General features: G+C 64.7%; 16 protein-coding genes. 6 read left to right on the plus strand and 10 right to left on the minus strand.

Going from position 1 to position 19033, the window contains the following annotated elements; translation table 11 throughout:
* Nucleotides 1–15 precede the first annotated feature (15 nt).
* Nucleotides 16–1437, minus strand: a complete 1422-nt coding sequence (locus tag AC1DN0_RS08955; RefSeq protein ID WP_441625983.1) for an aminotransferase-like domain-containing protein — start codon at nucleotides 1435–1437, stop codon at nucleotides 16–18.
* Nucleotides 1438–1817: 380 nt separating this feature from the next.
* Here AC1DN0_RS08955 and AC1DN0_RS08960 point away from each other — a divergent pair, with 380 nt between their 5' ends.
* From AC1DN0_RS08960 to AC1DN0_RS08980, 5 genes are all read left to right on the plus strand, one after another.
* Nucleotides 1818–3173 carry an amino acid permease gene (locus AC1DN0_RS08960; RefSeq protein ID WP_441626078.1) on the plus strand — a complete coding sequence of 452 codons (1356 nt, stop codon included), beginning with the start codon at nucleotides 1818–1820 and terminating at the stop codon, nucleotides 3171–3173.
* A complete protein-coding gene (locus tag AC1DN0_RS08965; protein ID WP_441625985.1) occupies nucleotides 3173–4405 on the plus strand; it encodes an NAD(P)/FAD-dependent oxidoreductase in 1233 nt (410 codons plus the stop codon). Before AC1DN0_RS08960 ends, AC1DN0_RS08965 begins: the two co-directional genes overlap by 1 nt.
* Nucleotides 4406–4483: 78 nt before the next feature.
* Entirely contained in the window at nucleotides 4484–5638 is a 1155-nt protein-coding gene (locus AC1DN0_RS08970) for a branched-chain amino acid ABC transporter substrate-binding protein (protein WP_441625987.1), read from the plus strand.
* Between the two features lie 238 nt (nucleotides 5639–5876).
* Nucleotides 5877–6272 carry a nuclear transport factor 2 family protein gene (locus AC1DN0_RS08975; RefSeq protein ID WP_477145661.1) on the plus strand — a complete coding sequence of 132 codons (396 nt, stop codon included), beginning with the start codon at nucleotides 5877–5879 and terminating at the stop codon, nucleotides 6270–6272.
* 19 nt (nucleotides 6273–6291) lie between these two features.
* Nucleotides 6292–6894, plus strand: a complete 603-nt coding sequence (locus AC1DN0_RS08980; RefSeq protein ID WP_441625989.1) for a hypothetical protein — start codon at nucleotides 6292–6294, stop codon at nucleotides 6892–6894.
* Between the two features lie 84 nt (nucleotides 6895–6978).
* On the opposite strand, the gene AC1DN0_RS08985 is transcribed toward AC1DN0_RS08980, so the two are convergent.
* The 7 genes from AC1DN0_RS08985 to AC1DN0_RS09015 all read right to left on the minus strand — a co-directional run bounded on the left by AC1DN0_RS08985 (nucleotide 6979) and on the right by AC1DN0_RS09015 (nucleotide 13140).
* Complete coding sequence (locus AC1DN0_RS08985; protein ID WP_441625991.1) at nucleotides 6979–7242, minus strand: hypothetical protein; 264 nt, start codon at nucleotides 7240–7242, stop codon at nucleotides 6979–6981.
* 95 nt (nucleotides 7243–7337) lie between these two features.
* Complete coding sequence (locus tag AC1DN0_RS08990; protein WP_441625993.1) at nucleotides 7338–8900, minus strand: DHA2 family efflux MFS transporter permease subunit; 1563 nt, start codon at nucleotides 8898–8900, stop codon at nucleotides 7338–7340.
* Nucleotides 8901–9019: 119 nt separating this feature from the next.
* Nucleotides 9020–10303 (minus strand): HlyD family secretion protein, encoded by a 1284-nt coding sequence (locus tag AC1DN0_RS08995; protein ID WP_441625995.1) that lies wholly within the window; start codon nucleotides 10301–10303, stop codon nucleotides 9020–9022.
* 51 nt (nucleotides 10304–10354) lie between these two features.
* Complete coding sequence (locus tag AC1DN0_RS09000; protein ID WP_477145662.1) at nucleotides 10355–11827, minus strand: efflux transporter outer membrane subunit; 1473 nt, start codon at nucleotides 11825–11827, stop codon at nucleotides 10355–10357.
* Nucleotides 11828–11864: 37 nt separating this feature from the next.
* On the minus strand, nucleotides 11865–12302 hold the full coding sequence (locus AC1DN0_RS09005) for a MarR family winged helix-turn-helix transcriptional regulator (RefSeq protein ID WP_441625999.1): 438 nt from the start codon (nucleotides 12300–12302) through the stop codon (nucleotides 11865–11867).
* 263 nt (nucleotides 12303–12565) lie between these two features.
* Nucleotides 12566–12796: a hypothetical protein gene (locus AC1DN0_RS09010; RefSeq protein WP_441626000.1), complete on the minus strand. Its 231-nt coding sequence runs from the start codon at nucleotides 12794–12796 to the stop codon at nucleotides 12566–12568.
* Nucleotides 12797–12885: 89 nt separating this feature from the next.
* Nucleotides 12886–13140 carry a hypothetical protein gene (locus AC1DN0_RS09015; protein ID WP_441626002.1) on the minus strand — a complete coding sequence of 85 codons (255 nt, stop codon included), beginning with the start codon at nucleotides 13138–13140 and terminating at the stop codon, nucleotides 12886–12888.
* 310 nt (nucleotides 13141–13450) lie between these two features.
* On the opposite strand from AC1DN0_RS09015, the gene AC1DN0_RS09020 reads away from it, so the two are divergent.
* Nucleotides 13451–14983 carry a CYTH and CHAD domain-containing protein gene (locus AC1DN0_RS09020; RefSeq protein WP_441626004.1) on the plus strand — a complete coding sequence of 511 codons (1533 nt, stop codon included), beginning with the start codon at nucleotides 13451–13453 and terminating at the stop codon, nucleotides 14981–14983.
* Nucleotides 14984–15233: 250 nt separating this feature from the next.
* On the opposite strand, the gene AC1DN0_RS09025 is transcribed toward AC1DN0_RS09020, so the two are convergent.
* Both AC1DN0_RS09025 and AC1DN0_RS09030 read right to left on the minus strand, forming a co-directional pair.
* On the minus strand, nucleotides 15234–15872 hold the full coding sequence (locus AC1DN0_RS09025) for an MFS transporter (protein ID WP_441626006.1): 639 nt from the start codon (nucleotides 15870–15872) through the stop codon (nucleotides 15234–15236).
* A gap of 39 nt (nucleotides 15873–15911) precedes the next feature.
* Entirely contained in the window at nucleotides 15912–18677 is a 2766-nt protein-coding gene (locus AC1DN0_RS09030) for a UPF0182 family membrane protein (RefSeq protein ID WP_477145663.1), read from the minus strand.
* Nucleotides 18678–19033: the final 356 nt, after the last annotated feature.

Raw genomic sequence — 19033 nt, forward strand, 5'->3', positions numbered from 1 at the left:
GCCGGGCGGCCAGCCTCAGATGGTTCCGAACAGCGCGCGCGGCCGGTCGCGCAGCGTCTGCGCCACGATCCGCAATGCGCTCACCAACTGATCGCGCGAGGCGGCGCAGGCGAGGTTGATCCGCACGCCGTGCTCGCTGGTTGAGCGGTCCACAGCGAATGCCGAGGCCGGCATGGTGTTGACGCCGCGCGCCAGCGCATTCGCCGCGAAGTCGTCCGAGCGCCACGGCGCCGGCACGCGCAGCCAGACGAACATGCAGGCCGGATCGCTCTTCAGATGCGCCTTGGGCAACAGTTCGCGCGCAAGCTCCTGCCGCACCGCGAGCTCCGCGCGCTGGGCATCGAGAATGCACTGCGCCGTGCCGTCCTCGATCCAGCGCGTGGCGATCAGCGTCGATAGCGGCGCGGGCATCCACGCCGTGGTACGCACCGCTTCGGCCGCCAGCGCGGCGCCGTTGGGCGGCGTCAGCACATAGCCCACCCGCAGTCCCGGCGCGAGGACCTTCGATGTCGACGTGACATGGAAGGTCAGCTCCGGACACAGGCTGGCAATCGTGGGCAGGCGCGTGCGCAACAGCGGGCCGTAGACATCGTCCTCGATGATGGCGATGTGGTGCCGGCGCGCAATGTCGACCAGCGCCGCGCGCCGCGCCAGGCTCATCGTCACTACCGTTGGGTTCTGCAGGTTGGGCACGGTGAAGATGGCCTTGACGCGCAGGCGCCGGCACGCATCTTCGAGTTGCTCGGGCAACAGGCCTTCGTCGTCGCTGGGAATGCCGACGAGTTCAAACTGGAACACCGGTGCGAGCGCCTTCAGCCCGTAGTAGGTGAGCTGGTCGGAGAGGATCACGCCGTCGTGGCCCATCAGGCTGCTCAGCACCGCGTAGAGACCATGCTGCGCGCCACTGGTAACGACCACGTTCTCCGGCGCGGGCGTGAAACCCGGCGCCGCCATCCATCGCGCGCCGGCGGCGCGCGCCCAGTCCGGTCCCTGCGGCGGCTGGTACTCCTGCGTTTCCGGATAGCGCGGATCGCGCGGGACGGCGCCCATCGTCCGCGCAAGCTGCGCCAGGAACTCGCCCGTTGCCGGCCGGTTGACCGTGAGGTCGATGACGGTATTCGACGCTTCGCCGGTCGCGCTGCGCGCCGGCCTGGCCTGGACGGACGGCATCGCACCCCCGGTGACGATGGACCCGCGCCGCTTGCTGGCCACGATCAGACCGCGGGCCTGCAATTCCTTGTAGGCCCGCGATACGGTCGAGACATTGATGCCCAGCTCCACGGCCAGGTCGCGCTGGGCGGGCAGCCGGCTGCCAGTGGGGTAGACGCCGCTGCGCACCTTCTCTTCCAGCGCACGCGAGACTTCCAGGTATGGCGCCTGACGTACTTTTGTCTGGAGATCGTCGCCGTCGTTTGTGTGGTGTGTCTCAGTATTCATCCCGTTTTGATCTCCATACAAATACCCTTTGGCTTGCGGTCGCGCCGCGCGGAGAGTCAGATCCACTCGCTAGCCACATATTAACCTGTCGCGTCGCTATCCGGCCAGCGGCAGGCTTTCCACGCAACAATTCCACTGGGCTCAGGGAAAATACCGACGTCCACACAAAGACAAACAAATTGCACTCAAAAAAGTTTTGTGTGACGATATTTGTGTCGTTTGTATGCCCTCAGTCCGGCAGCACGACCCGAACTGTATTACAGGAGGAGACACCCGTGGCAGATCAAGCATTATCGCGACCGGCACGCCCGACGCCGGCCCCATCCAACCCCCCGGCCCCGGCCGACCTTGGCAAGTCCCTGCGGCAGCGGCATGTGACGATGATTTCGCTCGGCGGCATCATCGGCGCGGGGCTGTTCGTCGGCAGCAGCGCCACGATCAGCGCGATGGGGCCGGCGGCATGCCTGAGCTACCTGCTGGCCGGCATCGTCGTGCTGTTCGTCATGCGGATGCTTGGCGAAATGGCGCTCGCCAACCCCGGCATCGGTTCGTTCACCGAATACACGCGCCTCGGGCTGGGCAACTGGGCCGGCTTCACCAATGGCTGGCTGTACTGGTATTTCTGGGTCATCGTGGTCGCCGTGGAGGCGGTGGCCGGCGCCGCCATCCTGCAGCGCTGGATACCCGCGCCGGTGTGGGCGATCGGCCTCGTGCTGCTGTCGGTGATGACCGTCATCAACCTGATGTCGGTGAAGTCATATGGCGAGTTCGAGTACTGGTTCGCATCGATCAAGGTAGCGGCGATCATCGTGTTTATCGCGATCGGCGCGGGCTATCTGCTTGGCTTTTCGTCGTGGCACGAAACGGCCGCGCACCTGACCGGCGACCGCGGCTTCCTGCCCTTCGGCGCCATGTCGATCTTTGCCGGGGTGCCGACCGTGATCTTCGCCGTGGGTGGCGCGGAAATCGCAACCATTGCCGCCGCCGAATCCGACGACCCCGGCAAGAGCGTTGCGGCGATGACGCGCTCCGTGATCCTGCGCGTGATCACGTTCTACGTTGGCTCGATGTTCGTCATTGCCTGCATCGTGCCGTGGGCGCAGATCAAGGTCGGCTATTCGCCCTTCGTCGCCGCGCTGGAAACGATGCACGTGCCCGGCGCCGCGGACATCATGAACGCGATCGTGCTGGTCGCCGTGCTGTCGGCGCTGAATTCCGGGCTGTATGTGTCGTCGCGCATCCTGTTCCGCCTGGCCGAGCGCGGCGATGCGCCGGGCCGCCTGCTGAAGCTTTCGGCGCACAAGGTACCGCGCCTGGGCGTGCTGCTGAGCAGCATGGTCGGCTATGTTGCCATCGTCGCGGCCATTGTCTCGCCGCAAGGCGTGTTCCTCTATCTCGTCAATGCGTCGGGTGCGATCATGCTCTTCGTCTACCTGGCGATCGCGGTCTCGCAGATACGCCTGCGCAGGCGCATCGAGGCCGCCGCGCCCCAGCGCCTGACGCTCAAGATGTGGCTGTTCCCGTGGTTGTCGTACGCTGTGGTAGCGGCCATCGCCGGCGTGCTGCTGGCGATGGCCGCCGATGCGGAGCTGCGGCCGCAACTGCTGGCCAGCGTCGCGAGTCTTGCGGTTGCGCTGGCGGCCTACTGGCTGTGTGCGAAGCGCCGCACCGACGACGCGACGGCAACCGGCTACCGTTCGGCCATCGGTGTGCCCATACTGCAAGGGAGAAAGTAATGGCGAAAGTCGCCATCATCGGCGCCGGCTTCATCGGGCTTGCCAGCGCCGCCTGGCTGATGCGCGACGGGCACGACGTGACCCTGTTCGACCCGTCCGGTGTGGGGCAAGGCGCGTCGTACGGCAACGCGGGCACGTTCGCGCACTATGGGTGCATTCCCGTGAACAACCCATCCGTGTTCCGGGACCTGCCGCGCTTCCTGCTGTCGAGCCAGAGCCCGCTCCGGCTGCGCTGGGGCTACCTGCCGCAGCTCGCGCCCTGGCTCGGCCGCTTCATGATGAGTTCGCTGCCGCGCCGCTATGAGGCCAGCGCCGGCGCCCTGGCCGCTTTGCTGAGTCATGCGCAGGACGGATATGCGCCGCTGCTGGCCGATCCCGGCCTTGCGCAATTCGTGCGGGCGCGGGAATGCCTGTACCTCTACTCCAGTGCATCGTCGTTTGACGGGGCACGGCCCGCGCTGGATCTGCGGCGCAAACTTGGCGTGAAATTCGACGTTGTCGGCGCGGGAGATATCCAACAGCTCGAACCCGCGCTTGCGCCGATCTTCGAGCGCGGCGTTCTCTTCAGCGACAGCTGGCACTTCTCCGATCCGCATGCCTTCCTGCTGGCGCTCCACGCGCAATTGGCCGCGCGCGGATTGAAACTCGAACATGCCGGGGTAAGCGCCGTGCAACCCACGGCGGGCGGCGTGACGGTGGTTGCCGAAGGCATGGCGCAGCGTGGCTACGATCATGTGGTGATCGCCACCGGCGCGCGTTCGGCGAAGTTCGCAAAGCAGTGCGGCGACAGGGTGCCGCTCGATACGGAGCGCGGCTATCACGTGCGCTATGCCGGCGCGGCGCAACTGATCTCGCGGCCGGTCGGCTGGGCCGAACGCGGCTTCTACATGACACCGATGCGCGACGGTATCCGGGTGGCGGGCACGGTCGAACTGGGCGGATTCAGCGACACGCGTAGTCGCTCGCTGCTGGACCTGCTGACATTTTCCTCGCGGCGCGCCTTGCCCGCGCTCAGGGAGCCGGACAGCAGCTGGCTGGGCTTTCGCCCGACGCTGCCCGATGGCGTGCCGGTGCTGGGGCATTCACGCGCCAGCGACCGCGTGATCTACGCATTCGGCCACCAGCACCTGGGCCTGACGCTGGCGGGCATCAGCGGCCGCGTGGTCGCGGACCTGGTCGCGCGGCGCAGCCCCGTGCTCGATCTTGCGCCGTATGCGGCAACCCGTTTCTAGCCATACGACTCCGACATGTCGCGCATCGGCCGGTCGCTTATCCCCAGGCGCGACACCATATCTCGCAAGGAGCGCATCATGAATCGCCGCCATTGTCTGTTGAGCCTGGCAGTTTGCGCACTGTCCGCGCAAGCGCCGCTGACCCGGGCCGCCGAGCCCAAGGTCGTGAAAATCGGTTTTGTCGCGCCGCTGACCGGCTCGGTCGCGCGGGTCGGCAAGGATCTGCAGTATGGCGCGCAACTGGCGCTCGACGAGGAGAACGCCAGGAGCCCGACGGTCGGCGGCGCGCCGGTCAAGTTCGTGCTGGATGTGCAGGACGACCAGGCGGACCCGCGCGTGGCCATGCAGGTTGCGCAGAAACTGGACGACGACGGCGTCGTCGGTGTGATCGGCCACTACAACTCGGGATGCAGCATCCCCGCATCGGCGGTGTATCACCAGGCCAGTATCGCCATGATCACGCCCGGCTCGACCAATCCGCAACTGACCAAGCAAGGCTTCAGGAATGTGTTCCGCACGATGGGGCATGACGGCGTGGGCGGCGTCGTTGCCGGGCGTTTCGTGGTCGAACAGGTCAAGGCCCGGCGGATCGGCATCATCGATGACAGCACGGCCTTCGGACAAGGCCTCGCGGATGCCTTCGAGAGGGGCGTGAAGGAAGCCAAGGGCAGCATCGTCCGCCGCGAGTTCACCAGCGACAAGGCCGTCGATTTCCGCCCGATCCTGACCACGCTCAAGGGCCGGAATGTCGACGTGATCTTCTTCGGCGGCCTGGATGCGCAAGGCGCGATGGTGGTCAAGCAGATGCGCTCGCTGGGCATGCAGGCGCAATTGTTCGGCGCCGGCGCGCTCAAGAGCAATGCCTTCCTGCAGATCGCCGGCACGGCCGGCGAGGGCACGCAGGACCTGGAGCCCGGACCCGCGCTGGACAAGCTGCCCGCGGCGCAGGAGTTCGGCAAGCGCTACAAGGCGCGCTTCAACCAGGATGTCGAACTGTACGCGCCGTTTGCCTACGACGCGGCGCTCGCGATGATCAAGGCGATCCACGATGCCAACTCGCTCGACCGGAAGAAGATCGTCGACAGCCTGGCGAAGGTGACTGTGACTGGCGTCACCGGCAAGATCGCATTCGATCCCTACGGTGACCTGATCAAGCCGCCCTATACGCTGTTCGAAGTCCGGCAGGGGCAGTGGAAGAGCGTCAGGACGCTGGGCGGCGAAGGCGGGAACTGACCGCGCCTGGTCCCGGACCGGCGGCGGGGAAGAGAGTCCCGATAGCGTCAAGGTGGGATGGAGCGGGCAAATGCCTTTATTTGACGGTCCGTTTCCCACGCTTGCTGCCAAGAGCCGCCAGCCAATAAAAGAGGCGCCATCGCCGTTGTTTTTGTATGCAAAAATAGAATACAATCAACCGCAGTAAAGAGCGCGGCGCGGGCATCGGCCCAAGCTGATCATGGGTTCGGAGGACAATATGACATTTTGTGAAGCAGGCCTGACGTCACCACATGTACCGGCTCTCGAGCCGATCGAGAACTACCTGAAAGCCCATATCACCGGCAAGGCCGAATATATGCGCCTGGCTTTCCATCCGGACGCGAGGATTGTCTCGTTTCGCGATGGCGTGCTGCACTCCCTGAGCGTCGATGAATTCTCCGCTCGCTTTCAGGGCCAACCCGCACCTGATGAAGCTCAGCGCAAACGCTTCATCACGCATTTCGACGTCGTCGGCAATGCCGGCAGCRCCAAGGTTGTACTGCAATATCCGGAAGTGACATTCACGGACTACATGACGCTGCTGGAGATCGACGGCGTGTGGAAGATTTCCAACAAGACGTTCAGCGCAGCGCCGCAAGAAAAAACCAGATAAGCGGCGGCGGGTGCGGCTTGTGACCTTCCGCAGGCAGAACCCGGATGCTAGCTGGTCCACCGACGCGTGCATCCGAGCCTGGTCGCCGGGGCACCGGCTGCACCGCACCGGCGAACTCGAACCGGCGCGGCGCGGGAAGTCGCCGATAAACGGTATATACTGTTTATTCCGTTTTTCATTCAAATCTGCCGTGAACTCACCGATCATCAAGCCGCCCACGAAAAAGGCATTTCATTTTCCGAAGAGCGCGGACGTGGCCACTAGTGCCGCATCCGCAACCAAGGGCAAAGCGCCGCGGGGCTTGGATAGCAAGAAGTCAGTGACGAGGGCCGACAAGAGCAAGGCACCAAAGGTGGAAGCTCGCGCCGGCTCGGCCGTGCCGAAAAAGGCGCCGGGTGCCAAGAAGGAAAAGGTGCTGCGTGACAGCTTCACGATGCCAAAGTCCGACTACGCAAGAATCGATGAACTCAAGCAGCGATGCCTCGATGCGGGTGTGCACATCAAGAAGAGCGAGCTTCTGCGAGCAGGCTTGCTGCTTCTTGCCGCGACGTCGCCAAAGCAATTGCTGGCTGCGGTCTCGAAAGTCGAAGCCGTCAAGACCGGGCGTCCACCGAAGGCCTAGGCGCTTGTAGCGTGCCTGCGCGGCTCGCCGCGGTTGGCTGGCCTCGCATGTGTCCTGGCGTCGAAAGACGCGCAAGTCCTGGCGTTAAGGGCTTTCATTGACGGCCGCGACGAGCGGGGAGGAGCGCGAGTAGCGCAGGACGCCGCCCACATGTCCCAGTCCCATTCCGATGGCGTACAACGAGCACGCCAGTGTCATCAGCAGCAGGGCGCCGACCATCGAAGCGGTCATCGTTTGCGTTGCCATCACCAACAGGAAGGACGCGCTGCGCCAGCTAGCGGCGGCAAGGCGGTACGACGCACGGCCGATTCGCTTGCCGGCGGCAATGCGGAAAGTGCGTTGCATCATCGATGGCTCCGGCTTATCAGTGGATGGTCCTTGCTGGGAGGCAATCCGTCCTTGCGACGCGCAAAGTCAGATTGACCTCATGCGAAACGGACGCTTCAGTGCGCGGCCGCGGCGGCCTCCGATACCTGGCCCTTGACCGGCTTGGTTAGCCAGATCAGCGGCACGATCATGATGAAGATCACACCCGAGATCCAGAAGATGTCGTTCAGGCCCAGCATGATGGCTTGCGTGTTCAGGCTGCGCTCGAAATACGCGACGGCCTGGCCCGGCGTGAAGCCCAGTGTCGACTGGATCGACTGGAGGGCGGCACCGTACAGCGGGTTGTTCGGACTGGCTTGCTCGGCCAGTTGGGCGTGGTGCAGCACGGCGCGGTTGTTCCAGCCGGTCGTGGCCAGCGACGTACCTACCGCCCCGCAGAAGACGCGGGCGAAGTTGGACAGGCCGGCGGCGGCGGGAATCTTCTCTGGCGGCTGGCCCGAGAGGATGATCGCGGTCAGCGGGACGAAGAAGAGCGCGGTCGGAATGCCTTGCAGCAGGGTGGGCAGCACCAGGGTGAAGGTATCCACGCCGGTGGTGTAGTGGGAACGCATGAAGAAGACAGCCGCGAAGCCGACGAAGGAGAGCGTGGCGAGCACGCGCAATTCCGCCTTGGGCATCAGCTTGCCCAGCACCGGCGTGAGCAGCACGGCGAAGATCCCCAGYGGTGCGGTCGCCAGGCCGGCGTTGACGGCCGGGTAGGCCAGGTACTGTTGCATCCATTGCGGCAACACGACCAGGTTGGCAAAGAAGACCGCGAAGGCAACCGAGATGGCGACGGTGCCGGCCAGGAAGTTGCGGCCCTTGAACAGGCGCAGGTCGATGATCGGATTCTCTTCGGTCAACTCCCAGATCACGAAGAAGAGGAAACTGAGCAGCGCCACCACGGCCAGGATGATGATGACCGGGGAGTTGAACCAGTCCAGGTCCTTGCCTTTGTCGAGCATGATCTGCAACGAGGCGACCCAGGTAATCAGCGAGGCCAGGCCCACCAGGTCGATCGGCAGCTTGCGGGCCGGCGTCTCGCGGTCGCGGTAGACGGCCCACGTAACGGCCGCGGCAAACAGGCCGACCGGCACGTTGATGTAGAAGATCCAGGACCACGAGTAGCTGTCGGTCATCCAGCCGCCCAGCGCGGGGCCGGCGATCGGGCCCACGGTGGCGGTCATGGCCCACAGCGCCAGCGCCATGGCGCTCTTCTCCTTGGGATACGAGCCCAGCAGGATGGATTGCGACAACGGGATCAGAGGTCCTGCCACCGCGCCTTGCAGGATCCGCGCGGCGAGCAGCACGGTCAGGTTGGGGGCAATGCCACACAGCCAGGACGACAGCACGAACAGGAGGATCGCGGTGACGAACAGGCGGATCTGACCCACACGCTGGGTCAGCCAACCCGTCAACGGAATCGCGACGGCGTTGGCCGCGGCGAACAATGTGATCACCCAGGTGCCTTCGTCGATCGACACACCGAGGTTGCCGGAGATGGTCGGGATCGCGACGTTGGCGATCGACGAGTCCAGCACGTTCATAAAGGTGGCCAGGGCCACGGCGAAGCTTCCCAGCACGAGCTTGCCGCCGGTGAGCGGGGCGGGTGCGGTCTGGGTCTGGGCTGGGGATTGCATGGGGGCGTTCCGAAAGAGATTCGCTCTGGGGCAGCCGCCGCACGATCTGCGGCAGCGGTCCGGCTAGTAATCTGATATGTCAGATAAATGGACGAGAGAGGGCTGGTGCATTGCGGTGCTCAGGCCCCGGCCGCTTGCATGAGCGGCTGAGGCTTCGCGCCTTGCGCCGTACGCTGCGCCGGCAGCTTCGCCACGTCCGTGCCGGACTTGCCGTTGCTGTTCTGTGCAATGATCCGCGTGATCTCGCGGTCGGCCTCTTCGCCATAGCGCTGGAACACATCGGTGCGATAGGTCGTGCGATATGGCGTTTCGCCGCCGGTGGCGAGCTGCGAGCCGGTGGCCGTGTGGGTTGCCACGTCGACCTGCATCGACAGGCCGATCTGCAGCGGGTGCGCGCGCAGTTCCGCCGGATCGAGCAGGATACGCACGGGCAGGCGCTGCACGACCTTGATCCAGTTGCCGGTGGCGTTCTGCGCGGGCAGCGCGGAGAAGGCGCTGCCGGTGCCGGCCGAGAAGCCCACCACCTTGCCGTGGTAGGTCACGCTGCCGCCGTACAGGTCGGCATGCAGTTCGACCGGCTGGCCCATGCGGATGTGCTTGAGCTGGACTTCCTTGAAATTGGCGTCCACCCAAACGCCGTCGAGCGGCACGATGGCCATTAGCGGCGTGCCGGGGGCAACGCGTTGGCCTACCTGCACCGAACGCCGCGCCACGTATCCCGTGACCGGGGCGGGAAGCGTGTTGCGGGCATTGGCCAGATACGCGTCACGCACCTTGGCCGCGGAGGCGAGCACGCCGGGGTGGTCGGCAACGGACGCCTGGTCCGTCAACGCATGGTTCGAGGCCAGTTGCTGACGAGCGCTATCAAGCGCGGCTTCGGCGGCCTTGACCGCATCGCGGGCGTGCGCCACGTCTTCGGCGGCTACGGCGCCGGCTTCGCCCACCTCGGTACGGCGGCGCAGGTCGTCCCTGGCGCGGGCGAGGTCCGCCTGGCGTTGCCGCACCGTGGCGTCGAGCACGTTGTTGTTGACATAAAGGGCGCTGACCTGGCGTACGGTCTGGCCCAGCGCGGCCTCGGCGCTGGCGAGCGCAACCCTGGCATCGGCGGCGTCGAGGGATACCACCGGCTCGCCGGCCTTCACGATCTGCGTATCGTCGGCATTGACCGCGATCACCGTGCCGATGACTTGCGGCGTGAGCTGGACCAGGTTGCCGTTGACATAGGCGTCATCGGTTTCCTCGTGAAAGCGCGCCACGCTGTAGTAGTAGGCGCCGTAGCCGGCCACGGCGAGCGCGCTGGCCAGGCCGAGCAAGGCAAGCAGCCGCTTGCGGGTGTTTTGCGTGGAGGACTTGGCGGGTTGGGCTTCGGCGGTAGCCTGGTCGGTCTTGGTCGTTTCGTTCATGGTGTCACCTGTTCGTTTTCGCGTTCGTGTTTGTTTTCGTTGAGAGCGGAGTTAGCGGGACTGTGCCGCCTGTCTGGTTGAGTCAGAGGCATCCGTGTAGCCGCCACCCAGCGCCGCGGCGAGGGCAATCTGCCGGTCGCGGCGATTCATGCGCAGGTTGGCTACCGCCTGGCTGCTGGAGAGTGCATTGGTCTGCGCGTTCAGAACGGTGAGCTGGTTGGTCAGGCCTGCCTTGTACTGCGCCAGAGCCAGGGTCAGCGCGCGCTGCGCGGCGGTGTCGCTGCGCAGCGCGCTGTCGATCTGCGTGTCGAAGGCGCGAATATCGGAGAGCTGGGTCGCAACATCGGTCAGGGCGTTCACCAGGGTCTCGTTGTAGTTCGCGACGGCAAAGTCGAAATCGGCGTAGCGGCCCTTGAGCTGCGCGCGCAGCGCGCCGCCATCGAAGATCGGCAGGTGAATCGCGGGACCGGCCGAGGCCGTGCGGCTGGCAGCGCGCAGGAAGCGGCCCCAGCCAAAGGCGTCGAGGYCGATCGCGGCGGACAGGTTGATGTCCGGATAGAACTCCGCCTTGGCCACCTTGATGTCATGCAGGGTGGCATCGACGCGCCAGCGAGCGGCGACGATGTCGGGACGGCGCGAGACCAGATCGGCCGGCAGGTTGTCGGGCAGGCGGACTTCGTCGCCGGTGGCCAGGGCAGGGCGGCTGATCGCCAGGCCACGGTCCGGACCCTGGCCGAGCAGCGCGCCCAGTTGGTAGCGCGTGCGCTGGATATTGCCGTCGAGCGAGGAGAGCGCGACTTCGCTGGCGGCCAGGTTGGCTTCGGCGGTGCGCTTCTCGACCTCGGTCTCCAGTCCCATGGTCACGCGCCCGTTAGTCACGCGCAGCACGCCACGGCGCTGCTTCACTTCGTCCTGCGCAATGTCGTGCAGCGCGTAGAGGCGGGCCAGTTCGTTGTAGGCCCGGGCAATCGCGCTGCTTAGCGTCAGCTTCACCTGTTCCGCCTCGGCCTCGCTGGCGTGCACCGCGGATACGGCGGACTTCAGGGCTTCGCGGTTCTTGCCCCACAGATCGAGTTCATAAGAGGCGTTGATGACAGCCTTGTTCTCCGACTGCCAGGACCCGGCGAACGGGGGCGGCACGAGCGTGCTTTCCGAGAAACGTTGCCGCGTCCAGGAATAGCCGGCGCCTACCTGCGGCAGCGTATTGGCATTGGCTCCCTCGCTGAGCGCCGTGGCGGCCGCCACGCGAGCCCGGGCCTTTTCCAGCGACGGGCTGCCTTGCAGCGCTTCGCCGATCAGCGTCATGAGCTGGGCATCGCCGAACTGGTCGGTCCAGTCCGCCGAAGGCCAGCGGCCTTGCTCGGCGGGGATGCTCTGCGTGGTGGCRTAGGCAGTGGCTTCGGCGATGTGCTTGTCGCTGTGGATGCCGGCATAGTTGGCGCAGCCGGCCAGGACCGCCGCCATCAACACCGAGAGCGCGGGGCCGGCAAAGCGGCGTGTCGAGGAGGTAATCTGATTGTACATTATCTGACCTGTCAGTTAAATAAGCAAAAAAAAGCGATCAAATATTCGCAAATTTGGCAAGGAGCCGGCGAAATTCAGTGAATTCCTCCGGGCTGAACATCTTCAGTCGGGCATTGAGCACCTTCGGCGCCACTTCCGGAATGCGCTCTGCGACGGCCATGCCCTTCTCCGTCAGCGTCAGGTTGACCATCCTGCGATCGTCGACGCTACGGCTGCGCGCCAGCAGGCCCTTGCTTTCCAGTTTGTCCAGCATGCGGGTCATCAGGCCGCTGTCGATGCAGAGCAGCTTGCTCATCTCGAACGGCGTGTGGGCCTCGCCACGCGTCAGGAGGAGCAGAATCCCCATATGCTGGGCAGTGATGTCCAGGTCTCTCAGAGCCGCATCCATTTCGATCAGGAGGCCGTCGCGGGCACGGTTGAGAAAGAACCCTACGCTCTGCATGAGCTGATAGTTCTCCTTCGAGTAATGATCCACGGTGAGACCTCATCGATGTTATTGACGAAACAGTAGTTGATAAGTCAGATATATGCAAGATGGATTTTTGGCCTGCAGCGCTGCGCGACGGTTGAGCTCGTCCAAGCCGCCGATTTGTATGGTGAGCTTTCAGCAGCATGAAGCCCGGAACCTCATCGCGCGGGAGAAGAGGCCGTGGGATAAGCAAAAAGGGAACTAGTCTACGGCCCGGGTTGCATTTGCGTCATGGCRTCGACGCGGCCTGCCGTCGCCGGAATATCTGCCTATCCGCGCTTTGCCGAATCCTCGAACCTGGCGAATACGCGAGCCTGGACCGCGTCCATGACTGCGAGGACCTGCTCATCGGCGGGCGCGCTTGCTGTCACGCCGGTCGCCTTTTTCGGCTTTGAGCCCACTGGATAGAAGACAAACACCGTGTCGAACCGGCCTGCCGATTCCTTCTTCAGGCGTCGGTTGAGCGCCTTCAGGTACTGCTTCTTGATGGTCTTGGACATAGGTTCCGGGGCTCTCAGTGCTGCTGTAAATGGGGGCTCGAATTTCAACTGGCGTAGCGACCACTTCCACGGCGTTCGTCCCAAGGCAGCTAGCCGGGATGCGCCCGCGAAGACGGGGGCAGCCGACCGCTGCCGATCAGTTCAATGAGATCGGCGACCCGCGTCTCGGCCATGGCAAAGGCCTCGGTTTCTTCCATGGAAGGCCGTCCCGCGCGAAACACCGTCTGCAGTGTCCCGGCAAGTGTGTGATGGCGGACAAGAACGAATCCCTGGTGCTTTCCATTCGTAAGTGGCTCGGTGTAGGCCTTAAATTCGTAATAGCCGGCGCGCTTGTTACTTTCCATGCACTCTCGCTGTTATGGTGTGCACGGAGTCCGCCAGCGCGCAGTGGCGAACTCCGGCTCAACTTTCTTGCGGCTCCACCCGCCGTGTTGGCTGGATGTGCATACGCGGGCGAACGGATGTCTTCCCGACGCAATGTGCGACCCTCCAGGCATTAACGAGGGTCTAACCTTAGGATATCAATTCGCAGGCTAGCGTTCCTCAGGGAATTTCCCGGAGACCGCTTGCGCGGCATGGGTGGCGGCCCGCCCGCCGGAAAATCCCGTAGCACCTTTCAAACGCACGTTCGTGGTTCAGGCGGGGAGACATGCCATGGAGAGGGCACTGAAGTTCGAGCTTGCGCAGGAACAGTCTCACGTGCTGCGCGACCTTCCCCTGCTCCCGACATTGCAGGTGGAACCGCCGCGCGAGGAAGCGTTGCGTAGCGACTATTTCGACACACCGGATCTGCTGCTCTGGCGGCAGGCCGCATCGCTCCGGGTTCGTCAGGCGGCCGGTCACTATGTGCAGACCTTGAAGTCAGCGGGCGCACGCCGTGCGGGCCTGTTCGAGCGAGAAGAGTACGAAACGCCGGTTGCCGGTAACGCGCCCGATATCGCTGCATTGCTGGCGATCGTGCCTGAGACATCGCCACTCTCACCGGTGATGAAGACGCACCAGCTACAGGAGCAACTGGCACCGGCGTTCTGTACGGACGTTTGTCGCACTGTGTGGCTGCTAGGGCTTCCCGAGGGAGATGAAGTCGAGCTCGCGATCGATACCTGTACCGTGGTTGCCGGCGAATCAAGCCAGTCATTTTCCGAACTGGAGCTGGAACTCAAGCGTGGCAAGGCGGACCACCTCTATGCACTGGCGCTGAATCTGGCCGACACGGTGCCGGTGCGCCTTAGCCTGGCGAGCAAAGGCGATCGCGGCTACGGCCTGCTTGTCTGCGAGAAGCCGAAAGCCGTGCGTGCGAAGCCGCTCGTGCTGGAGCGGCAGGGCTCCGTGGGGGATGCTTTCCGGGAGATCGCGCGGAACTGCCTTGCGCAAGTCCACGCCAACGAAGCTGTAGTCGCGAGCGCGCAGTCGCCGGAGGGCGTACATCAGATGCGCGTCGGGCTACGCCGTTTTCGCTCTGCGCTCGATATGTTCTCCGGCGTGGTCACGCTGCCCGCCGAGCTGCAGGACGAAATCAAATGGATTGCAGGCGAGTTGGGCAAGTCCAGGGACTGGGAGGTGCTTGCCCATTCGACGCTGCCTCAGGTTTCGGCGGGGGAGGAGGACCTCCCTGGTCTTCGGCGTGTCAGCGAGGCCGCCGCGGAGATTGCGAGTGCTCGACGGCATGATGCCGCCGAAGCGGTTCGTTCCGCGCGCTATGCGCGGCTGGTTCTCGCGCTGGGACACTGGATGGCGGTTGCGTCCTGGCAGGGGGATGCGGAACCGTCAAAGCAAATGCTGCTGGCCATGCCGGCAAGCGAGCTGGCTCGCGATGTGCTGCGCGCGCGCCATCGCAAGCTTGTCCGTCGCGGGCGAGGGCTGCACAAGCTCGACGCGCCACGGCGGCATCGCGCTCGTATTGCCGCAAAGAAGCTGCGCTATGCAGCCGAATTTTTCGCGTCGCTGTTCCGGCGGAAGTCGCTGGACAATTTTCGCGGCGTGCTCGCCAGGCTGCAGGATGACCTTGGCTGGGGCAATGACATGGCCGTGGCTGGCCACCTCCTCGGTTGTCTTCAGCAGGCCAACGAAAGTGTCTCAGGCGGCGCAATCTATGCCAGAGGATTCCTGTCGGCACGCCTCGTCGCTGATCGGGAAAATCAGCGACGGCTCTGGAAGCGGTTCCGCCGCACGGAACGGCCACAGTAAGGCGCATCTTCTCCCGGGCATGGTTGCCGGTTTGGCGGCGGGTGGCATGGCGCACCACCTTGAAATCCGCACAGATCGTGATTGCTTGCCTTTTGATCTGAAGGACCGCACGCCGGGCGACGCGGTGAGCTACCCCGCCGGCGATCCGCATGCCGCCATGCGCGACGACGGGAAGCGGCGCTTCACCCGCAAGGACGGAGCGCAGACTACCCGGCGGCTTTCCCGTTCGATGTCCGCCCGGCCCGTTGACTCATCCTGCATCCAGGCCGCTTGCCTGCCGTGCCTCATGCGCTTGCAAGGCAAGCGCCGCCGCCAGGCCGGCGCCGCACATGGCCGAAGTCAGCAGGAAGGCGCGTCCGCCGACGCTGGCGAAGAGGAAGCTGCCCAGCAGTACACAGCTGGCTGTCAGCAGGCCAGCGCAGGCTGCGTAAAGCCCGGTGCCGCTGGAGATGACTTGCTCCGGTACGCGGGTGCGGATGTATTGCGCTGCGCCAAGCTGGGTGAAGCCGAGCGTGGCGCCTTGCAGCAATTGCGCAAGCATGGCTACGCTGGCCGTTTCGGCCAGGCCGATCATCGACCAGCGCAGGATGCCCGCCGCGCAGGCCAGCGCGATCAGCGCCGGTGCCGATATCCGCGCAGTGCCTGGCGGGGGATCGCCGCATAGACGGCCTGGACCGCACTGGCGAACGTCTCCGGCGATTCGATGGTCCTGCGATGGTTCGATCCGAACCGCTTTGCCAGCGATGGTATCCGGGTGGTCTCCCGAGGTGGCCTTGCGTATCACTTCGGCAAAGCGGGCGGCGTCGCGCAGCGCGCTGTTCATGCCGCCGCTGGCCATTTCAGTGCCCAGCTGGCCTACCTGGATATGGGCCTCATCCTCGGATGCCATTAGTTACCAGTCACCAGTTGCCAGTGGCATAGCCGGCCGTCATTTTTGTTCATTGGAACGCCCGGCGCCGAGCGCTTCGAGCAGTGGCCGGAGGGCATCGAGTTCCGCGCCAAAACCGGTCCAGTCGCCCGCTTTCAACCGCTCCATGGCGCGGTCATAGTGGGCAAGTGCCTCGCGGGCGCGGCTGTCCGACGTGCCCTGGCGCTGCGCCGCCGCGGGGGCGGCTTCCTTGAAGAGCGCCGCCAGTGCGGCGCCCAAGGTCTCCTCCATGACCACATGGTCGCCGTAGGCGGCGATCACCCGCTTCAGCTCGGGCAATTGCCCGGACTCCGCGCGCAGGTAGAGCGGGGAGACGTAGAGTATCGCGTTCTCGATGGGCACGACCTGGAGATGGCCGCGGATGACGCGCGAACCCATCTGGTTCCACAGGGAAATCTGCTGGGAGATCTCGGTGTTCTGCTGGATGCGCGCTTCGATCTGGAACGGCCCGTAGATCAGCTTGTCCTTGGGAAACGCGTAGACGACGAGCTTGCCGTAGTCGGGAGGATCGCAGCGTGCCGCCAGCCACGCAATCATGTTCTCGCGCCGGCTGGGCACCATCGGCAGCATCAGAACGAACTCGGCGCGCGGCTCCGCCGGGAGCCGAACAATCATGTAGTAGGGCGACATCGGCGCGCCGGCGCCAGTCCCGGCCCCGGTCCCGGCGTCAATGTCGGCCAGCTTGCGGGGGAACTGCCAGAGATCCTCCCGGTTGTAAAAGACTTCCGGCGCTTCCATGTGGTAGGCACGGTAGATCTGCGCCTGGATCAGGAACAGGTCCTCGGGATAGCGGATATGTTGCTGCAGGTCCTGCGGCATCGTGCCCAGTGCCTTGAACAGGCCCGGGAAAATGCGCTGGTACGTCCGCRCGATGGGATCGGCGGGATCGCTGACATAGAAGTCGACAGTCCCGTTGTACGCATCGATCACTACCTTGACCGCATTGCGTATGTAGTTGTCGCCGTCTTCGCTGGCCGGCTGGGAGTACGGGAACCAGCGGCTGGTGGTATAGGCATCCTGGATCCAGTAAAGCCGCCCGCCGCTTGCGACGATGTAGGGGTCATGGTCGAGGCCGAGGAACGGGGCGATCGTGCGTACCCGGTCCTGGATGTTGCGATGGAGCAGGATCCGGCTTGAGGGTGTGATGTAGCCGGTCACCAGGATGTTGGGATCGTCGAACTGCCAGGCGAAGAGGGCCTGCAGCGCCAGGCTGCCGATGCCGATGCCGTCGCGCCCGCTGTAGTTTGTATAGACGTTCTCGTCGCCCTTGGGATAGTCGAACTCTGGCGCGTTGCCGTTGACGATAACGTAGCCCTTGCCGCCTTCGCCGAAGTACAGGCGCGGCTCGCGGATGGCGGGGCCGCCGTTGGAGACGGGCGGAATATCCTTCAGGTAAAGGGAGGGCAAGCCCTCCGCGGATTTCTCCGTGACCGGCGACATCACGACGCCGTTGCCGTGGGTGAACAGCAGATGCAGGTTGACCCAGGTCTGGGCATTTGCCGGCAGCAGCGACGGCTCCAGTTCCCGCGCCGAAAGCATGACTTGCTGATAGCCGGCGGCAAACCGGTAGCGGTCGATGTCCGTCGCCAGGAATTTGTAATAGGTCCTGATCTCCTGCAACTGCGCATAGGTATCCCGCAACGGCTGCAAGTCCCACAGGCGGATGTTGTCGATGGTCGGGCGATTGGCCTGGAGCGTGGCGAGATTCAGGTTCTGTTGGGCCGGAAACGGCTTTACCGCGATCTGCGCCAGGCCATAGGCCTCCCGCGTCAGCGCAATATTGTGCTGGATATAGGGCGTTTCCAGCTGTAGCTCGTTCGGCTTGACATAGAAGCGCTGGAACAGCGCCGGGTAGGCCACGGCGAATACGAATGCGCCGCCGAACACGATCAGCGCCGACGCCGCGGGAATCCGATAGCTCCGCCAGCGTATATTGGCCAATGAGGCGACCGCGGCAGCGGTGGCCAGGCCGATCAGCGGCCACAGGACCGGCAGCCCGACATGGACATCGGTATAGCCGGCGCCCACCACGACGCCGTTGTCGCCGTAGAGCAGCAGGAAGCGGTCGAGCCAGTAAGACCAGGCCTGCAGCAGGAAGAACAGTCCCAGCAGCACAGAGCCGTGGGTGGCGGCTGCTGGCGAAAGCCCGCGCGGCGACTGCAGGAATGCGATGTCGCCGCGCAGTCCGTACACCACCGCGGCGACGACCGCGCTGCAGCCGAGCAGCAATAGCAGCCAGTTCCTGAGCGCGATATAGGCGGGCAGCGAGAAGAGGTAGAAGCCGATGTCCTTGCCAAAGATCGGATCGCCTTTGCCAAAGGGCACCTGATTGACATAGCGCAGCGCGATGTCCCAGTCCGAGGCTTCGCTGACGGCGAGGAACAGGCCCACGAGGACGGCGGCCCCGGCGATGGCGGTGCGCCAGTGGACGTGGGGCGCGACGTCGCCGACCAGTTCGCTCAGGACCTCCGGCATCCCGGGCGGAGATGCCGACTCCAGCTTCCAGGCGCCAGGGCTCGCGTAGCGGTGCGCCAGCCATCCCGACGCCCATATCGCGCCCGCCGAAGCCACGAAGACGGCGGCGAAAAGAAGCGCCTGGGTAAAGAGGATCGTCCAGAAGACGTCCGCGTAGCCGACGGAGGAAAACCACAGCCAGTCAACCAGCATGCCGGTGACGCGGCTGACGACGATCAGCACGGCGACGACCGCCACGATCCTGGCGGCAATGCCTCTCAGCCGCGTGCCGGATCCGCCTGGCGATCGCATCGATCGTGCTCCTTTGCCGGAACGTCATCCATGGCCTGCTGTGACCGGACCTAGGTACGCTGCCGGTCTGCCCGAAACCTGGCCGAACGGGTTGGCGGGGCGACCGCGATAGCCGGCTCCCAACAAAGCAAAGGTCCGCGCCGGATCGCCCCGGATAATCAATTGTAGGTGGGGAATCACCGCGCAGCACGCTTGCCGGGGCGCGTCCGATACCGCCCCCGCCCAAGTACATGAAGCGGCACCGCGGTGAAGACGGGATTTACGAAAGCTCTATGGCAGGGCAATACCTCTTTACGCCATTTGCACGGGCCAGTTCCTAACCTTGTAAGGCCCGGCAATTCGGTGGCGCCGCGGAG

This window comes from Cupriavidus sp. 05N39 (assembly GCF_056397325.1).

Excerpts from the sequence above, each read along its gene's own strand:
- AC1DN0_RS09025 (WP_441626006.1), bottom strand. The coding sequence starts at position 15,872 with ATGGCATCCGAGGATGAGGCCCATATCCAGGTAGGCCAGCTGGGCACT.
- AC1DN0_RS08995 (WP_441625995.1), bottom strand. The coding sequence starts at position 10,303 with ATGAACGAAACGACCAAGACCGACCAGGCTACCGCCGAAGCCCAACCC.
- AC1DN0_RS09020 (WP_441626004.1), top strand. The coding sequence starts at position 13,451 with ATGGAGAGGGCACTGAAGTTCGAGCTTGCGCAGGAACAGTCTCACGTG.
- AC1DN0_RS09010 (WP_441626000.1), bottom strand. The coding sequence starts at position 12,796 with ATGTCCAAGACCATCAAGAAGCAGTACCTGAAGGCGCTCAACCGACGC.
- AC1DN0_RS09015 (WP_441626002.1), bottom strand. The coding sequence starts at position 13,140 with ATGGAAAGTAACAAGCGCGCCGGCTATTACGAATTTAAGGCCTACACC.
- AC1DN0_RS08955 (WP_441625983.1), bottom strand. The coding sequence starts at position 1,437 with ATGAATACTGAGACACACCACACAAACGACGGCGACGATCTCCAGACA.
- AC1DN0_RS08970 (WP_441625987.1), top strand. The coding sequence starts at position 4,484 with ATGAATCGCCGCCATTGTCTGTTGAGCCTGGCAGTTTGCGCACTGTCC.
- AC1DN0_RS08965 (WP_441625985.1), top strand. The coding sequence starts at position 3,173 with ATGGCGAAAGTCGCCATCATCGGCGCCGGCTTCATCGGGCTTGCCAGC.
- AC1DN0_RS08960 (WP_441626078.1), top strand. The coding sequence starts at position 1,818 with ATGATTTCGCTCGGCGGCATCATCGGCGCGGGGCTGTTCGTCGGCAGC.
- AC1DN0_RS08985 (WP_441625991.1), bottom strand. The coding sequence starts at position 7,242 with ATGATGCAACGCACTTTCCGCATTGCCGCCGGCAAGCGAATCGGCCGT.